The 17,928-nt window shown below is 40.9% G+C and carries 15 protein-coding genes and 1 riboswitch; of the genes, 14 read left to right on the top strand and 1 reads right to left on the bottom strand.

Annotated elements, in window-relative coordinates:
- The 10 genes from AB5754_RS04525 to AB5754_RS04480 all read left to right on the top strand — a co-directional run.
- On the top strand, positions 1-287 hold a 287-nt coding region (locus AB5754_RS04525; RefSeq protein WP_368259482.1), incomplete at its 5' end, for a DUF4093 domain-containing protein.
- A gap of 41 nt (positions 288-328) precedes the next feature.
- Positions 329-1,213 carry a 16S rRNA (adenine(1518)-N(6)/adenine(1519)-N(6))-dimethyltransferase RsmA gene (rsmA, locus tag AB5754_RS04520; RefSeq protein WP_368250619.1) on the top strand — a complete coding sequence of 295 codons (885 nt, stop codon included), beginning with the start codon at positions 329-331 and terminating at the stop codon, positions 1,211-1,213.
- A 403-nt stretch (positions 1,214-1,616) separates the two neighbouring features.
- Positions 1,617-2,225, top strand: coding sequence for a hypothetical protein (locus tag AB5754_RS04515; protein WP_368250621.1), 609 nt, complete (start codon positions 1,617-1,619; stop codon positions 2,223-2,225).
- 124 nt (positions 2,226-2,349) lie between these two features.
- Positions 2,350-3,210 carry an AraC family transcriptional regulator gene (locus tag AB5754_RS04510; RefSeq protein ID WP_311834366.1) on the top strand — a complete coding sequence of 287 codons (861 nt, stop codon included), beginning with the start codon at positions 2,350-2,352 and terminating at the stop codon, positions 3,208-3,210.
- A 183-nt stretch (positions 3,211-3,393) separates the two neighbouring features.
- The gene (locus tag AB5754_RS04505) at positions 3,394-4,836 is read left to right on the top strand and encodes a family 1 glycosylhydrolase (RefSeq protein WP_311834365.1); all 1,443 of its coding nucleotides are present in this window, start codon (positions 3,394-3,396) and stop codon (positions 4,834-4,836) included.
- Between the two features lie 14 nt (positions 4,837-4,850).
- Positions 4,851-6,305: a PTS transporter subunit EIIC gene (locus tag AB5754_RS04500; RefSeq protein ID WP_368250624.1), complete on the top strand. Its 1,455-nt coding sequence runs from the start codon at positions 4,851-4,853 to the stop codon at positions 6,303-6,305.
- Between the two features lie 95 nt (positions 6,306-6,400).
- A complete protein-coding gene (locus tag AB5754_RS04495; protein WP_368250626.1) occupies positions 6,401-8,587 on the top strand; it encodes a glycoside hydrolase family 65 protein in 2,187 nt (728 codons plus the stop codon).
- A gap of 137 nt (positions 8,588-8,724) precedes the next feature.
- Positions 8,725-8,834: riboswitch (THF riboswitch) on the top strand.
- A 34-nt stretch (positions 8,835-8,868) separates the two neighbouring features.
- Positions 8,869-9,402, top strand: coding sequence for a folate family ECF transporter S component (locus AB5754_RS04490; RefSeq protein WP_311834362.1), 534 nt, complete (start codon positions 8,869-8,871; stop codon positions 9,400-9,402).
- A gap of 214 nt (positions 9,403-9,616) precedes the next feature.
- On the top strand, positions 9,617-10,816 hold the full coding sequence (locus tag AB5754_RS04485; protein WP_368250628.1) for a glycoside hydrolase family 3 N-terminal domain-containing protein: 1,200 nt from the start codon (positions 9,617-9,619) through the stop codon (positions 10,814-10,816).
- Between the two features lie 57 nt (positions 10,817-10,873).
- On the top strand, positions 10,874-12,172 hold the full coding sequence (locus AB5754_RS04480) for a zinc ribbon domain-containing protein (RefSeq protein WP_368250629.1): 1,299 nt from the start codon (positions 10,874-10,876) through the stop codon (positions 12,170-12,172).
- Between the two features lie 452 nt (positions 12,173-12,624).
- On the opposite strand, the gene AB5754_RS04475 is transcribed toward AB5754_RS04480, so the two are convergent.
- Positions 12,625-14,511 (bottom strand): PfkB family carbohydrate kinase, encoded by a 1,887-nt coding sequence (locus AB5754_RS04475; protein ID WP_368250630.1) that lies wholly within the window; start codon positions 14,509-14,511, stop codon positions 12,625-12,627.
- Between the two features lie 231 nt (positions 14,512-14,742).
- On the opposite strand from AB5754_RS04475, the gene AB5754_RS04470 reads away from it, so the two are divergent.
- The 4 genes from AB5754_RS04470 to AB5754_RS04455 are packed head-to-tail and all read left to right on the top strand — an operon-like array spanning position 14,743 to position 17,833.
- On the top strand, positions 14,743-15,351 hold the full coding sequence (locus tag AB5754_RS04470; RefSeq protein WP_368250631.1) for an ECF transporter S component: 609 nt from the start codon (positions 14,743-14,745) through the stop codon (positions 15,349-15,351).
- A gap of 31 nt (positions 15,352-15,382) precedes the next feature.
- Positions 15,383-16,153: an energy-coupling factor transporter transmembrane component T gene (locus tag AB5754_RS04465; RefSeq protein ID WP_368250633.1), complete on the top strand. Its 771-nt coding sequence runs from the start codon at positions 15,383-15,385 to the stop codon at positions 16,151-16,153.
- A gap of 13 nt (positions 16,154-16,166) precedes the next feature.
- Positions 16,167-17,024, top strand: coding sequence for an energy-coupling factor ABC transporter ATP-binding protein (locus AB5754_RS04460; RefSeq protein ID WP_368250634.1), 858 nt, complete (start codon positions 16,167-16,169; stop codon positions 17,022-17,024).
- The gene (locus AB5754_RS04455) at positions 17,015-17,833 is read left to right on the top strand and encodes an energy-coupling factor ABC transporter ATP-binding protein (protein WP_368250636.1); all 819 of its coding nucleotides are present in this window, start codon (positions 17,015-17,017) and stop codon (positions 17,831-17,833) included. Before AB5754_RS04460 ends, AB5754_RS04455 begins: the two co-directional genes overlap by 10 nt.
- Positions 17,834-17,928: the final 95 nt, after the last annotated feature.

The raw sequence follows: 17,928 nt of genomic DNA, 5'->3' as shown, positions 1-17,928 counted from the left end.
TGGAACACGCCTCAGACGAAGCGATTTTGGAAGCCTTGCAAAAAGTGGTTACCCCGGTTCGTCTTGAAGATGAAAAGTTGCCGAAAATTCCTAGACAAACCTTGATGGAATATGGTTTAATAGCCGGGAATGGCGCGAAGGCTCGCCGGGAAAAGCTAGGGAATTTGCTGCGAATTGGCTACACGAATTCCAAACAGTTGGAAAAACGTTTGGGGATGTTTCGCATCACCCCAGAAGAATTGGCCCAAGCCATGGAACAAGTCTTACTGGAAGAGTCTGAGCGTTAAGGCGCGGGACAGCTTGAAGTAAGCTCAAGAATGGAGAAATTATGAAGGAATCTAGAGATATTGCCACACCCTCACGAACGAAGGAAATCTTGCAAAAACACGGGTTTACCTTTAAAAAAAGCCTCGGGCAAAACTTTTTGACCGAGCCGAATATTTTGCGAAAAATTGTGGAGACTGCAGGCATTGATGAAAATAGCAATGTAATTGAAGTAGGACCGGGAATCGGGGCGCTAACGGAGCATTTAGCCCGAAATGCTGCCAAAGTCTTGGCTTTTGAAATCGACGAGCGCTTATTGCCGGTGTTAAAAGACACCTTAGCGCCTTATCCCAATGTGACGGTGGTTCATCAAGACGTGTTGCAGGCGGATTTGGTGAAGACGACTGGGGAAGTTTTTAGTCGCGACTTGCCCATTAAAGTGGTGGCAAACTTGCCTTATTACATCACCACGCCGATTATGATGCACTTTTTGGAATCGAATTTACCGGTAGCCGAAATGGTGGTTATGATGCAAAAAGAAGTGGCAGACCGGATTTCAGCATCACCAGGCACCAAGGCGTATGGCTCATTGACCATTGCCGTGCAGTATTATATGGAAGCGAAACTGGCTTTCATCGTGCCGAAAACCGTTTTTGTCCCTCAGCCTAATGTGGATTCGGCTATTTTGAAATTAACCAGACGGGAAACACCCGCCGTCGCTGTTACCGATGAAAAAGCCTTTTTCCGTTTGACCAAAGCGGCCTTTCAATTGCGCCGCAAGACATTGTGGAACAATTTAACCCACGCATACGGCAAAGACGACGCCACTAAAGCTTGGTTGACCAAGAGTTTGGCAGTGGCCGAAATCGACCCGAAACGCCGGGGGGAAACCTTGTCATTAGAAGAGTTTGGCCGTTTAAGTAACGCCATGGAAGCGAGTCGTAACTAGGAGTAAGAAAGAAACTGAAGACAAAAGTAAGAAGGTCAGGGAAGCCTGGCCTTTTTTTACGTGTTTTTTTCGTGGAGTAAGATAGGATGGGATTTTCTCATATCCAGTCTAACTATACCGGCTTTACAAACTAGCTCCTTTGGAAATGAAGTAAAAACCAATGCAAGATAAAGGGCATCAGGTATCAGTTTTTTCTTGATTTTCCCGAGTGTAATCCATTCATTGCAGCCTTTCTTATAAGCTGTATTGTATTCTTTCCATAAAATGAAATCATTTTCCGAAAATTTCTTGTACAGGTGACTTGACACCTCTTCTAATTCCCGGTACACTAAGACAGAATTAAGTGTCAAGACAGTTAGGTGCAGGCTACTTGCTGTCTGGATAAAAAAGAGGAGTGGAAAATTTGAAAAAGATTTCAGTACGGGAGATGACCGTGGGGGCTTTGTTAATTGCCTTGGCGATTTTGATTCCCAATGTAATGCCCAAAATTGTGATTGGACCAGCATCTTTTACCTTAGCTAGTCATGTGCCATTATTTATTGCCATGTTTTTCTCGCCGTTATTGGCGGCCATCGTCGCGGTGGGTACTACCTTTGGCTTTGCTTTAAGCGGATTGCCCTTTATCATCACATTGCGGGCGGCTAGCCACATCGTTTTTGCATTATTGGGTTCTTGGTATTTGCAAAAACATCCGGAAACAGTTTTGGTCAATGGGGAATTCAAAGCCTGGAATTGGAAGTTTCAAGCGTATAATTTGGTGATGGCGTTGATTCACACGGTGGCAGAAGTCTTGGTGGTGGTGGCCTTCAACTTTATCGACCTGGGGAATGCCGGAACTTATGACGGTGGCGCCTTTTTCTTCTTCTTTGTCTTAATGGGTGTGGGTGGTTTGATTCACTCGGTAGTGGATTACAACATCGCGTATTATGTAACCGCGGCGGTGAGTAAGCAGTTCACCATCCCGGTCTTTCGACAAGCAAAAGAACTTTTTAGTAAAAAAGTGACAGCGTAAATTTAGTCAATCAAAGGGCGTCTTCCATTGTGGAGGCGCCTTTTTGTATAGAAAAGACGGGGATGGCGAAAGGGAGGCTCATTGGGTATACTATCAATAATAAGCCTAGTAATGAGGTGAACAAATGGCGATTTATTTAGAGATGCCTAAACTGGATCCTAGATTTCCTTTTCGAGTGCTAGTGAATGACGGCAAAATTTTAACTACGCCTCATTGGCATCGTGAAATCGAACTGCTTTATGTGGAACAAGGAGCGATTAATCTGGGCATTAACGATGTTCCTTATCTGCTATCTGCTGGAGAGTCAGTGTTGATCAATGGCGGGGACATCCATTATGTGCTGGCTTCTCCGGGAAGTAAGCGAATTGTTTTTCAGTTTGATTTAAGTGCTTTTCAACTGGCTAATTTGGAAGAATTGGATTTACAAGAGGCTCTGCAATACGCTGAACCAGTAAGTAGCGCTTGGCAGCCGGCTGTGGCCCAAGCCGTGGCAGGAATTTTAACTGCTATGGAGGAGGAATTTTTTGCGGAAACCCCCGGTTATCAATTGCAACTTCAAGGATTATTGTATGAGCTGATGGTGGTGATTATTCGCCAAATTCCTAAAACTAAAGCAAAGACTAGTCAGCTTCAACAAGTTTTGCAAAGCAATGAGATTATGGAAATGTTAGCCAGCATTTTTCAATATGTGGAACAAAACTATCAGTCCAAATTGAGTTTACAGGAGATTGCAGATTTTACCGGCTACAGTAAATACTATTTCACTAAATTCTTTAAAAAAAACACAGGCAAGACGTTTTTAACTTTTTTAAATGAATATCGGATTGATAAAGCGAAATGGCTGTTGATTCACTCAGAAGACTCGGTGTCAGAGATCATCAGCCAAGTGGGAATTGAGAGCGATAAAACCTTCTATCGCCTGTTTAAACAGAGCATGAATCAATCTCCCTTGGACTATCGAAAGAAAATGAAATTGATTAAATAAAAATAACAACGCTCTACTATTTTTGCATTTTTAGCAAAATGGTAGAGCTTTTTGTATGACAATATTTGAGAATGATACCTCAAGTTTTGGGGAATGAAAGTGTTTTATTTGGACTTATACTGTCCTTGTCGTTGATTAATGATGAAATACGCTAGCGAAAATAGAAATTTTTGGAATACAGAGGTGCTACTTTTGAGAACAAATACCGATTTTTTGTGGGGCGGCGCGATTTCTGCTGCACAAACGGAAGGAAATTTTTTAGCTGGGGGACGTTTACCGGCGAACTTTGATTACTTACCCATGAATGATAGCCGACTAAAGCCTATTGATGAGCCAACTTTTGCGGCTTTATTGGAAAATCAAGTCGATTATTTTCCCAGCCGTCAAGGAATAGATTTTTATCATAGCTTTAAAGAAGATATCGCTTTGTTAAGTGAATTAGGCTTGAACAGTTTTCGTTTTTCCATTTCTTGGTCTCGTCTGTTTCCCACAGGAGAAGAAGAGAAAGCAAATCCTGAGGGACTGGCTTTTTATGAGGCAGTGATTGGGGAATTGGAAAAATACCACATTGAACCGATTGTGACCATTAGTCATTTTGAAATTCCGGTGGCTTTGGTAAAAAAATACAATGGCTGGGAAAGCCGCAAAGTGATGGAATGCTACGTTCATTATGCGAAAACGGTGATGGAACACTTTAGTCAAAAAGTTAAATACTGGATTCCCTTTAATGAGATGAACATGGTCTTGCACATTCCTTTTATTGGGGGAGGCATTGTTTTTAATGAAGAGGTCAATCCTTTGCAAGTTCAATATCAAGCGGGGCACCATCAATTAGTGGCCAATGCTAAAACCATCGAAATTGGCAAAAAAATCAATCCAGACTTTCAATTTGGAGCGATGCTGGCGGCGGGAAAAACCTATGCTTATACTTGTGATCCTCAAGATGTGTTTGCGGCGTGGCAACACGATCGAGACAATTTATTCTTTTCGGATGTGCAAGTCTTTGGCCAATATCCTCGCCATACCAAAGCGTTCTTTCAAGAACAAGGTATCAAACTTGCGACTTGCCCAGAAGATTTCACCTTATTGAAAAACAATACCGTGGACTTTGTTTCCTTTAGTTATTATTCCAGCGCTTGTACGGCGAAAAATCCGGATAATTTGGATAAAGTAGCCACCAATGGTTTTACCACCGTGCGCAATCCTTATTTGCCTAAGAGCAACAGCGTTTGGCAAAACGATCCATTGGGCTTGCGGATTACGTTAAACCAGTTGGCAGATCGTTATCATAAACCTCTTTTTATCGTGGAAAACGGCTTAGGTACCCAAGATGAGTTGGTAGAGGGTAAGGTCAATGACGAGTATCGTATCAGTTATTTACAAGGTCATTTGCAAAATATGCTAGCGGCTATGAAAGAAGACGGTGTGGAATTGATCGGATATTTGATGTGGGGAATTATTGATTTGGTCAGTGTCAGTGAAGGCCGGATCAGTAAGCGCTATGGTGTGATTTATGTGGATCAAGACGATCAAGGGCAAGGTTCTGGCCAGCGTGTGAAAAAAGCCAGCTTTGATTGGTACAGACAAGTAATCGCAACTAACGGAAAATATGCCTTAGAAAAATAAAGGAGAGTTGAGAAATGGGACAAACAAATCAAGAATTAGCGAAAAGCATTATTCAGTTTTTAGGAGGTAATCAAAATATTGATTCGGCAGTGCACTGCGCTACTCGCCTGCGTTTTCATTTAAAAGATGATGATAAAGCTCAAGATGAAGCATTGCGTAATTTAGCCGGAGTAATCGACATTCACCGCACGCCGACTCAATACCAAGTGGTGATTGGTCCTCATGTATCAGAGGTTTTTGAAGCGGTCATAGCCCAAGGCGTCCAAAATGGCGATCAAAGTGATGTCCAGGACAATATTCAAGAAAAAAGCGCAGTTTCATCTGCCACTGACTCTTCTATTCGAAGTGTTTTTGATAAAATCATCGACACCATTATCGGCTGTATGACGCCCATGATTCCGGCTTTAACTGCAGCTGGGATGATGAAAGTTATTTTGTCACTGTGCAATACCTTTGGCTGGATGTCCCCTGAGGCACCTACGTATCGGATTTTGGACATTCTAGGGGACAGCGCCTTTTACTTTATGCCGATTTTGTTAGCGGTTTTTGCTTCCCGGAAGTTTAAAGTCAATACCTCGATTGCGGTAATCGTAGTAGGAGTCTTATTGCATCCCAACTTCACTACGTGGGTGGCTTCTGGAGATGGGATTAGCTTTTTAAAAATACCAGTACAGCCAGTCAGCTATGCGGCTTCGGTAATTCCGGCGCTATTAACCATTTGGATCATGTCTTATATTGAAAAATTTGTGGATCGGATTACGCCGAAAGCTTTGAAAATTATTTTGAATCCAACCTTGGTCTTATTGATTACAGCACCACTGGCTCTAATCGTTATTGGGCCATTGGGGAACTATGCCGGCATGGGCTTGGCTTGGTTTATCAATTTATTGCAAGGACAACTAGGTTTTATTATGGTGGCATTGTTAGCAGCTTTAATGCCATTTATCGTCATGACGGGGATGCACCATGCCTTAACCCCAATTTTTGTAGCTTCTTTTGCGGCGACGGGGACGGAATCTCTGATCTTAGTAGCGCAAGTTTGTGCTAACTTGGCTCAAGGGGGCGCCTCTTTGGCAGTGGCCGTGAAGAGTAAAGACAAGAGTGTTAAATCCCTAGCGACAGCTTCTGGGGTTTCTGCCATTATGGGGATTACGGAACCGGCTTTATATGGGGTAACGATGAAATACAAGAAACCATTGATTGCAGCGGTGATTGGTGCCGGAATTGCTGGTTGCTTTGCCGGGATTATGCACGTGACCTTGTATGTGCCTCAAAATAGCATCATGGCCTTATTAGGTTTTTCTGGAGATAAGGGAATGGCCAATATTATCGCCGGTGTCTTGATGATGTTGCTTTCCTTAGTGATTCCTTTTGTCTTGACTTTGTTTTTGCAAAAAGATGATCAAATCGTAAAAAACAATGTGACAAAATCGACTAAAGCCGGTCTTCAAAAAGGTTTTGCCAAATAAGCAAGTACCTCTTGGGCTACGTCTCAAGAGGTTTTCTTTTCCCTTTATGAAAAGGGGAGATACAATAATAAAAAAGAAATGATAGGAGTAACGCTATGGAAAACCAGTTTTTATTTACAAACGAAACTTTACCTAACCCTAATTTACAACAAGAAGAAACGGTTTTTAGTTTAAGTAACGGCCATTTAGGCGTGCGAGCTTCTCACGTGATTTCTACCTCAGTTGAAGATGCTGGCAGTCCCGGAGCTTTTGTGAATGGTTTTTATGATTCCCATCCCATTGAATATGGGGAGTGGGCCTATGGTTATGCCACAGATCACCAAACTATTGTGAAGTTGCCAGATTTGCGCAAGCTTCATTTACAAGTGGGAAAAGCTAAAGTTGCGACCGCCAAGCGTAGTGCAATCAGTTTAGATATGGCTCAAGGAATCTTAACCGAAAGCTATCAGGTGACGTTTACAGATGACAAAGAACTGGTCCTTAAGGTGATGTCTTTGGTTTCATTGGATCAAGAAACGGTCTATGCTAGCCGACTAACTTTAAAAGCGTTGAATTTCAGTGGGGCTTTAACCATGACCAAAGCCTTAGATTTTGAGACGCCACTTGCCTCAGAAGAATTAGATCCCCGGGTGGCGGCTAACCGAACAACGATTAGCGTAAAAAAAGTTAAGGACTATGACTGCTTACAAACTCAAAATAGCCAACAAAGCTTGCTTCTGGCTCAAGTGATGCAAACTGGGGAGGATCAAGTTTTAGGAACTGAGGGAACGCTAACTTGTGATTTGGAAAATGGAAAAAGTACCACTGTGGATATTTTGGTTTATGTATCGCCTTGGTTTACTACAGGAGAGAAACCTAGTGAAACTAAGGTCGCAGAAGACTTTGAAAAAGCCGTTGGTGGGTATTCTTTTGATCAATTGCTAGCACTTCAAAAAAAGACGTATACAGCGTTTTGGGCTAAAAGTGACATTCAAATTACTGGGGATGGGCAATTGCAAAAAGGTTTGCGCTTTAATTTATTCCAATTGTTCCAAAATGCAGGACGGGATGGCGTGACGAACTATCCGGCTAAAGGACTAACCGGCCCGGGTTATGAAGGGCATTATTTCTGGGATACGGAAATGTACCTTTTGCCATTTTTTATCTACACCCAACCAAAGATTGCCAAAGCCTTGTTAACGTATCGTTTAAGTATTTTACCTGCTGCGAAAAAGCGAGCAGCAGAGCTTCATCAAAAAGGGGCACTCTTTGCTTGGCGGACGATTAACGGTAACGAAGCCAGTGCTTATTATCCAGCTGGTACCGCCCAAGTCCACATTAATGCGGATATCGCCTATGGTTTTCAATTGTATGAGAAAGTTACCGGTGATCATGCCTTTATTGAAAAATCTCGAGAAGTGATTTACGAAACGGCTCGTTTTTGGGCTGGTTTTGGCCATTGGGTAAAAAAAGATGGCGAGAACCAGTTTGGCATTAATGGGGTCACTGGACCAGATGAATATTCTGCTATGGTCAATAACAACTACTACACCAATAAAATGGCCCAAAATAATTTGTGGTATGCCGCTAAATTAGCAAGCTCAGATGACCAAATTACCGAAGCAGAGCGTAATGCTTGGCAAAGGGCTGCCGACAAGATGATCTTACCTTATGATCAAAGTCGGAAAATCTTAAAACAAGATGATGCCTTTTTGGATAAAGAACCTTGGGACTTTGCCAATACGAAAAAAGAAGAATACCCACTGTTGCTGCATTTTCATCCTATGGTGATCTATCGCCATCAAGTGGCCAAACAAGCCGACAGCCTACTTGCAGAATTGCTCTTTCCTAAAGATTACACCCAAGAGCAAATCAGTCGAGATTACGACTATTATGAAAAAGTCACCACCCACGATTCTTCATTGTCTCGCTCGATTTTCAGCGTGTTAGCTAGCCGGATTGGCAAGGTGGAAAAAGGCTATAACTACTTCATGGACACGGCTTTAATGGACATTACCGATTTACAAGGCAATGTCAAAGATGGCATTCATGCGGCCAATATGGGCGGCAGTTGGTTGAGTTTAATTTATGGCTTTGCCGGTTTGTCAGTGGGAAAAGACAGTTTGGAACTCCACAATCATTTGCCAAAAGAAATCAAAGCCATGAACTTCCACTTGACTCTTTTAGGAGAACTGGTCCAAGTGAAGCTGATAGATGGCGGAGTTGAAGTTTTGTCCATGGAAAAAAATAGTCGGCTGGTAATTGCTGATACTCCTGATGGTGGAAAAGTAATCAATCTGTAAAGCATTTGCTGATGAAGGACTTACTGGCGAAAAAATTCGTTGCAACTTTTTTCAGAAAATTTTCTTTTTTTATGAAGCTAGCTAATTGTCCCCGCTAGGCATCCGTGGTAAGATAAAAGCGGATGTAAAAGTCCAAATTCAGAGTAGAAAACGAAGCGTTAAGTGCTTAGAGGATGGGATGTTGCCTCTTTGACGAAGGAATGGTGTGGCGCACTAGTTCCGCGGTTTTGTTTTCGCATTCGCTGCATGCAGATGTAGCAGCTCTTAAAGGAGATGCTGTTATGAAACAAAAATTAACCACCCAGTCATTGGCAACTATGGGTCTTTTGATTGCCATGATTGTGGTCTTGTCCCGGGTGTTGGGCATTGAGACCACCTTTTTAAAAATTAGTTTTCAATTTGTGCCGGAGATGATTATGGGCATGCTCTTTGGTCCCTTTTGGACGGCCATTGGTGCCAGTGTGGCTGATGTGATCGGCATGGCGATTTTGGCCAAAGCCCCTTATTTTGTGGGCTTTACCATTAATGCGGCCATTGGGGGAGCCTTGTATGGCTGGTTCTTCTATCAAAAAGAAGTCACCTTAAGCCGGGCGTTTCTAGTCACCTTGTTAAACACATTGTTGATTACCTTAGCTTTGACCCCATTGTGGTTGCACCTGATGTATCAAATGCCGTTGAACTGGGCTTTTTGGAGCCTGCGTTTAGCCAAAGCGGTGATTTTCTTACCAGTGCAAACTGGCTTAATTTATGCCACTGGAAAAGCCTTGCCTTATAAACGTCTCGCCAAACGTTTTGCCGCATTTGCGACGAAGTAATTTTCCTGCGTGAACTCATCCCAAACGCTTACGCCTCGATTGTTTTGCAATCGGGGCTTTTTTATGCTTTTAGGGATAAATCAGAAGAGGAGTAAGCTAGCGTACTGGGAGTCAGTAGCGGAAATTGCGGGCAGTTTTCACAGCTTTTCCGTCTATTTTTTACCAAGAATATGGTATCCTTAAGCGTGAGTGAAGGAAGTTTGGAGAGGATAATATGAAGAAAAGAACCTATACGATGCTTGGTATCGCTTCGGTGATTGTGGTGGGGGCGGTGGTAGCGCTGACTGTGTTTACGGATTTTGGTGGCCCATCTACGAAATCAAGCAGTGAAAAAAATCAGGAAACCACGCAAAGTACGGTAGTCCCAAGTAAGAGTACCCCTCAAAGCAGTAATACTGCAGAGGAAACAAACAATTTAGAAGACATGCTAGAGCAAATGACCACCGAAGAAAAAGTCGGGCAACTCTTTTTGGCTCGAGTACCGGAAAGTAATGCAGTGGCAGATATTCAGCAATATCATCTCGGGGGCTATTTGCTCTTTGGTCGGGATGTGGAAAGTGCGACCTTAGAAGAAGAACAGGCGCTGGTGAATTCTTTCCAAGAGGCTAGTCAAGTGCCCATGTTAATTGCCGCTGATGAAGAAGGGGGCACAGTAACCCGGGTGAGCAACAATCAAAACTTAGTGGCAGCCCCGTTCCAGTCCCCTCAAGCGCTATATACCCAAGGCGGCTGGGATGCGATTACTACGGATACAAAAGAAAAAGCCGCAACGTTGAAAAATCTTGGCATTAGCGCCGGTTTATTCCCAGTGGCTGATGTAGCCACCGATCCCAATGCGTTTATTTATGACCGGACCATTGGCCAAGATGCCCAAGGGACGGCCCAATATGTGACAACGGTGGTCAAAGCCTTAAAAGAAGCCGGCTCTGGTTCGACGTTGAAACATTTTCCCGGCTATGGCAACAATCAAGATTCCCATACCGAAATCGTCACCGACACTCGGAGTTTAGAAGAGTTGGAAAACAATGATTTGATTCCATTTCAAGCGGGGATTGAAGCCGGCGTGGACAGTATTTTGGTGTCTCATAATATCGTCAATGCCATTGATCCTAGCTTGCCGGCTTCGATTTCTCAGCCCGTCCATGAACTGTTGCGAGAGGAACTGGGCTTTGATGGCGTGGTGATGACCGACGATATGGATATGGCTGGTTTGGCGAATTTTATTTCCCAAGAAGAAGCGGGGTTAAAGGCCCTTCAAGCCGGCAATGATCTGATTTTGTCTTCCACTTATGCCAGTCAGATTCCTTATGTCTTACAAGCCCTAGAAGAGGGGACTTACAGCAAAGAAGACTTGGATGCTTCGGTGTTGCGGGTTTTGAATTGGAAAGAAGAGCTGGGATTGTTAGCGGAATAAAAGCCAGGGAGCAAAAACTGTGGTGTAGCTTTTGCTGAGCCTGAAAAGGAGAAAACGATGAATAATTGTCCAAATTGCGGGGCGCACCTCCCGGAAGCTGCCACGTCCTGTCCGGTGTGCGGCTATGTATTGCAACAAAAAATTCCCCGAGGTGATTTGACGAAAAAAGAACCCCAAAAAGCTGCTGAAAACGCAACTTTAGCAGCGTCAGAGGTAAAAGAAGAGACTACACTGGAACCTGCTGCCAAGGCCGTAACTCAGGCAGTTGACCCACTAAACTCAGAGGAGAAACTGGGCAAAGGGATCACGCCTAACGTCGATGTGACGGCAACAGACGAGAGTTCTGATAATAGTAGTAAATCAGAGGAGACCGCTGATTTAACGTTTGAAGCAGACCAGACCGTTACCTTCGACGAGCCAGCCGAAAAATCCGAAGCTAAATCTGAAGCTAAGTCTGAATCTAAATCTGAAACTAAGTCCGAAACTAAATCCGAAGCCAGCGTAGATTTCCCAACGGACTGGCAAGCCCGAGCTCAAGGGCAACCGAAAACCTTCAATCGCCCGGGTTTAACCCTGTTAGAAGGAGGACAAAAGGCAGAGAATACAGGAAATACCGAGAAAACCGCTAAAACAGTTTCGAAGCAAAAGCCCACTACCTGGGAAAAACTGGATTTATCGACACAAGTCACAGGCTATTTCCGTTTTCTCAATCAACAGGCCTTAGAACCTAAAATCAATCCCGCATTGCCGGATTCGGGTGGAGGCAAATGGTATCCGTTAATCAGCTTGATTATCCTGGTTTTAGGCAATGGCTTTGCTTTAAGTCGACTGGTAACGGCGGCGATTTATCGGGTATTGGGGATGATGCAATCCATCGGCCTCCAGTTTCGCTATGTAGGCTCCGGCGTAGTATTTTTCGTAGATTTGACCTTGTATTTATTCGTAGCCATTGGCCTCTTTTTGCTAGCTTATTACTTAGTGGCCGCCAAAGTCTTCGGCCGACCCTTGGGCTTTTTACAAGCCATGGGAGAAATTTTAGCGCCGGCTTCCTTAGCCGTATATTTAAGTGTGATTGGGGCAGTCTTGGCGCCGTTTTTACCTAAAGCCAGCTTGACTTGCGTTGTAGCGAGCCTCTTGTTAGTCTCAGTCTCATTCATGGGCAACCTGTGGCAAACCGCCAATCTTAGTGGTCGCTTCAATCGCTTTTACACCATCTTGTTGACGATTTTGCTCTGTCTCTTGCTCCTTAGTTTAATCACCCGCTTTTTTGTAGAAGGGATGATCCAAGATTTGCCGATTCAGCAAGTGCCAACTGGGCTTGAGGATTTGTTTGGCGATGGGGAGACGTTTTATTGATGTAATTAGAAAAGCTATCTCAGCTAACCTGATGGACTTATCTGTCAGGCGGTTACGGAATAGAATAAATTTTTGGGAGAACTGCTTGCCATTTTTTGGCAGGTAGTTTTTTTCATTTTCAAAAGATTGTAATGATGAGGGAAATTATGCTACTGCTAAGAATTTTTGTAGAACGGAGTAGGGATTTCGATTTAAAACAGCATTGCTACCAAGCGTAATTATAATAGTGGATATGTTGTAGGATTACATCGTAGAAACGAAAATTTATATGGCTGTCAACACTGCTCAAAAAAATTTTCAATTAAGTGCCATCGTTCTTACTAGTCAGCCTCACCTTTTGTGACATACCCAATGCTCCTGTCTTGGAATAATGAAATATCTAAATATACTTCGGAAGCTTTAACTATTAAAAATTGTATTTTTTAAAGCATTGAGATAATAAATCTAACAACTTATTGATTATGCCTAGATACATATGAATCAAGGGTTTGCTTATCAATCAAGGAAGTAACAACGCCATCTCTGGAAATTGAGAATCCAGCAGCATGAGTTGCAATTTTAATTGCTGCATCTATGTCATACCCGTACATAAGATACGACGCGAGAGCGCTAATAAAAGCATCTCCAGCCCCCGTAGTATCGATTGCCGGAAATTCAGAAGAGTCGAAATGTGAGCTTTTTAGTTTAGTTTTCAGAAAGCTACCATTTTTACCGAGAGTCACGATAATTGTTGAAACACCTTTTTCACAAAGAGTAGTGGCCATTTGATCAATATTTTTATTATTAGGACAAAGAAAACGTAGTTCTTTCTCATTTGGAATCAAAATATCAATTTTTTGCCAAAGTCTATCAGGAATTTGTTGGTTGATTGAAGGTTTTAAAATTGTTTTTGAGCCATATTCATGTGCAAGATCGCAAGCTCTCTCAATTGTATCCAAGGGAATTTCATTTTGTAGTAAACAATAAGCCGTATCCTGGAATAGTTCCAATTTTAAATCAAGATCCTCTGGTGACAAATCGTTATTAGCACCAGGGAGAATTGAGATCATGGACTCCCCATTTGATTGTACAAAAATATAGGCTCTTCCAGTACGATTGTTAGTCGTTCTGATAATTCCAGATGTACTGATTCCATTAGCCTCAAGTTCTTTAAAAATCCGATCACTATCCAAGTCATTGCCAATTTTTCCAATTAGGTTTGCGTGTTGTCCTAACTTTGCTACTCCAATTGCTTGGTTTAATCCCTTACCTCCCGGAAGATTTGATATGTTAGACAGAATTGTTGTGCCACCTTCTTTAGGTATATCAGGTGTATTTAAATAGGTATCGATATTGATGCTTCCAATGACAAGCACTTTTGGTGCATGCAGATCATAAGGTTTTCCAATTGTTGCAAAACTATCTATCTTTAAGTTGTCTACAAAAAATGGAACCTCAAGTTTTTTTCTTTCAATTTCACAAATCAATTTGTGACAAATAAATTTACCAAAATCTGCATTTTTGATGATTAACGAAGATACTTTAATATGGGAATTTGTAAGTGTATTGAGACCATCATCATTTTGAATTGAAACTATCGAAAAATTATCTGGAATTCTTATTGCTGAGTTATTTAGTAAAGTACAGAGTTCAATTGCATGTAAATAATGTGAAATGACGATTCCAGTGACTTCTTGCGTATTAATCAAATGGAGTAATTCATCATCAATTACTTGAAAAATATGTTCATCATTTAGCTTAAGATGGTGATCAAATAGAGCATTAAAATATCCGTTGGTGAATACTGACTTTCGTTGACTTTTAGGAGCCAAGCAAGCGATATATTTATGTCCATTTTCAATCAAAGTAGTAGTCATTTTGTATGCTGCCTCTTCGTAGGGTAACAATAGCGAGTCATTACCTCCGTTAATTCCAATTGTTTGAATTGGGATGTTCAATTCATCTAAGAGATATTTATAATTTAGACTTTTATCTGAGACAGGATCCCAAATGATTCCATCGATATTTGCTTTGCACAACATAGTAATGTTTTTTAGTTCTTGTTCAGGATCACCGTAGTTATTTAGGACTAAGGTGCTATATCCAGCCTTTTGAGCTTCTTTCAAAATCCCGTCTAAGCTGGAGTCAAGAGCAACTGATGAGTTTAGTAAAATTCCAAGAATCCATGATCTTTTTTGTGTAGAGATCATTGAGGAGTAGGGGGTATAGTTGTATTCTTTGACAATTTTCAAAACTCGTTCTCTAGTTTCTTGGCTGATCGTGGTATCTTTTTTGTTGATGATTTTTGAGACTGTAGAGGCGGACACTCCTGCTAGTGTCGCTATATCTTTTATATTCATAACAATCCTCCTTTAATGGTTCAGTAAATTATTGTCTCAATGATATTCTAAAAAAAAATATACGTCAAATTACTATTTTCTTTAGCTTTCTTCTAATTAAAGAGATTATTTTTAATAAAAAACAGTGTTGACAACGCTTACTAGAGATGTTAAATTTTATACGGAAACAGATTTCGGAAACTCGTTTCTCTGTGATGGTAACGTACTTTGTAAAAAAGGGAGGAAGTTAATTTGAAAAAGAGAAAATTGTTCCATTTTTTTTCTAAGCAATTAACAACGAAGTCTTTGGTTTTGATTCCTATTGCTGTAGGGATTAATTTAATTGGCGGAACGCTCTGTGCCACTTTAAAGATCCCTTTGTTTTTAGATATGATTGGTACTATATTGATTGCGTGTTTGTCTGGTCCATGGGTAGCTGCATTGTGTGGTTTTTTAACTAATCTTTTCTTGGCGATTGTGGCTAATCCAGTGTATCTTCCTTATTCTATTGTAAACGTTTTATGTGGATTGGTTACAGGGATTCTTGTTAAAAAGGGTTTTTTCAAAACTGCTTGGGGAGCTATTGTTACTTGCCTTGCTTGTACTGTAACGAATACAGTTAGTGCGTCATTGATTACCATTTTTGTATATGGTGGAGCTACAGGTATAAATACAAGTTCATTAGCGACTGCAGCGTTGATTGCAGCAACTAAAGAAATTGTTTTTTCTGTTTTTTCCACTTCAATGATTGAAAATTTAATAGATAAAGGAATTGTCTTTATGATTGCTTATTCATTAGTGAAACGAATTCCACTACAATTTGCTGCCCAGTACGCTCCTCTTGACTCAGATAAAGTTTGAAAATTAAAAAATGATATGAAAGGAGAAAATTATGGAGTCTTTATCTCAAAGAATTACCGAGTTAAATCCATTAACCAAATTGATGGCCGTATTTGTTTTGGGAATAATCACGTTAGTCTTTCCGAAACCTTGGCTAGGTTTTGCTATTTTACTATTTTTATTAATCATTTCGGTTGTCACTCATTTATTTAGACCATTTTCAAAATTGGTATTTGGTTTTGGAATACCACTCACAATTATGCTTGTTTTTATCCAAGGCGTGTACAGCCCTAAGAACACAAAGAGTTTGATGGATTTGGGTATTGTCGAAATAGGTGTCGAAGGAACACAGTATGCATTGAATTTGGTAGCAACGTTGTTAGTCTTTATGGGGGCATTTTTTTTAATGAACCAAACGACGAAAACAGCCAAGCTAGTTGCTGCACTTACAGCTAGTGGCCTGAATCCCAAGGCGGGTTATCTCGTCTTGGCTAGTTTGAACGTAGTTCCCCAGATGAATAGACGAATGAAAACTATCAAAGAAGCTCAAGAATCTCGAGGGGTAGAAACTGGAGGGAATGTGATTCAACGAGTACGTTCTTTTATCCCGTTGATTGGACCAGTTGTACTAAGTTCGTTCACAGATGCACAAGAAAGAGGAATGACATTGGAAACTAGGGGATTTGGAATCAAAGGTGTTAGTCCTACTTCATTAACGCGTGTTAATACTACGAAAATTGATTTAGTAGTAAGGGGACTCTTGTTAGTTTTATTAATAAGCGTATTATCGATTAGTATGTTTGAAAGATTAAGTGTGCATTGAAGCAGGTGATGAGATGAAAAAAATCGTTGAGGTTTCCCATTTGTCGTATAGGTATAACCAGAGTAAAGAAAGAAGTTTAGATGATGTTAGTTTTTCAGTGGATGAAGGAGAATTTTTCGCAATTATTGGTTCGAATGCAGCAGGTAAGTCCACTTTGTGTAATGCTTTAGTCGGTTTAATTCCACATTTTTTTGTAGGAGCGATGGCGGGGAAAGTGATGATTAATGGAGTTGATGTTGCGAATACAAATATTGGAGAAATTTCAACAATCGCTGGCCTAGTGTTTCAAAATCCATTTAACCAGCTCTCTTATACAACAGAAACAGTTAGAGAAGAATTAGCGTATGGATTGAGTAATCGCGGTTTTAGTCGTAGCGATATGTTGAATAAAATTCGAAGCGTGTCAAAAAAGGTTAGCATTGAAGACTTATTGGAAAGAAACCCACTTGAACTATCAGGTGGACAAGTCCAACGTGTCGCTTTTGGTTCGACCTATATTTTGGAACCAAAGATTCTTGTTTTAGATGAGTATACGACTCAATTGGATCCAGTGGGAAGCGAGAAGCTAACAGAAATTGTGAAACAGCTGAATTCTGAAGGCGTGACGATTATTATGGTTGATCATGATATGAATCGTGTTGCTAAGTATGCAGACCATATTTTACTTTTAAAAGATGGAAAATCAAAAATTCTTGGTACTCCAAGAGAAATTTTTACACAAGAAAATGCTTCACGTTACGGAATAGAGTTACCTGAAGCGGTAAAACTCAGTCATTTAATGATTAAAAAAGGCTACTGGCAAGGAAAAGTTGCTTTGACAGAGGAAGAGGCTTTATCAATGATTAAGAAGGTGCAAAAAGTATGTTGCTAGAGGTGAAAAATCTAGGTCACCGCTATCCGTCAGGTGAAGAAGCACTGAAAGGGGTCAGTTTTTCTATTGCTGATACTTCCCCCGTTGCGATTATCGGACAAAATGGTGCAGGGAAAACAACTACTGTCAAACATTTAAATGGTCTTTTACGACCTACTACGGGAAGTATTTTAATCAATGGAGTTTCTATTGCCAAGCATAGTACTGCCGAGTGGGCGAAAACTGTCGGATATGTTTTTCAAAATCCAGATAATCAACTTTTCCTTGAATCAGTGAAAAAAGAATTTGAGTTTGGGCCAAAACAAATAGGCATGTCAAAAATTCAAATCGCTAATCGTTTAGATGAAATTGCTGATTTAGTTGGATTGAGTGATAAACTGGAAAGTCATCCTTTTGATCTGACGGCAACTGAAAAAAAATTCTGTACTATCGGCTCAGTTTTGATGATGAATCCTAAAATAGTAATTTTGGATGAACCAACTTGCGGACAAGATATTACCGGAAATATGCGGTTAAAGAAGATTATTCGGCAGTTAGAATCACAGCGTGTTCTGTGTATTACCATTTCACATGATATGAGATTTGTTGTTGAAAATTTTAAAAGAATTATCGTCATGAGACAAGGGCAAGTAATTTTAGATGGTGACAGACATACTGTTTTTAGTAATACGAAAACATTACAAAGTAGCTTTGTTTCACCACCACTGATTACAAGATTAGGCCAAGAAGCTGGCCTTAATCAATTAGTATTTGATGCGCAAGATTTTATGTCACAATTTGAGCAAAAATATCAACAGATAAGAGTCTGAGTATTTCATTTATCTTAACAAAAAACAGCTAATCAAACTTGGTTTTAGGATAATCAGCGAGTCAAAGATTTGAGGATTATCAGAAAATAAATTTA

The sequence above is a fragment of the Enterococcus sp. 2201sp1_2201st1_C11_2201SCRN_220225 genome (assembly GCF_040925905.1).
GTDB lineage: Bacteria > Bacillota > Bacilli > Lactobacillales > Enterococcaceae > Enterococcus_C > Enterococcus_C asini_A.
This window is presented reverse-complemented; position numbering and strand designations above follow the sequence as displayed.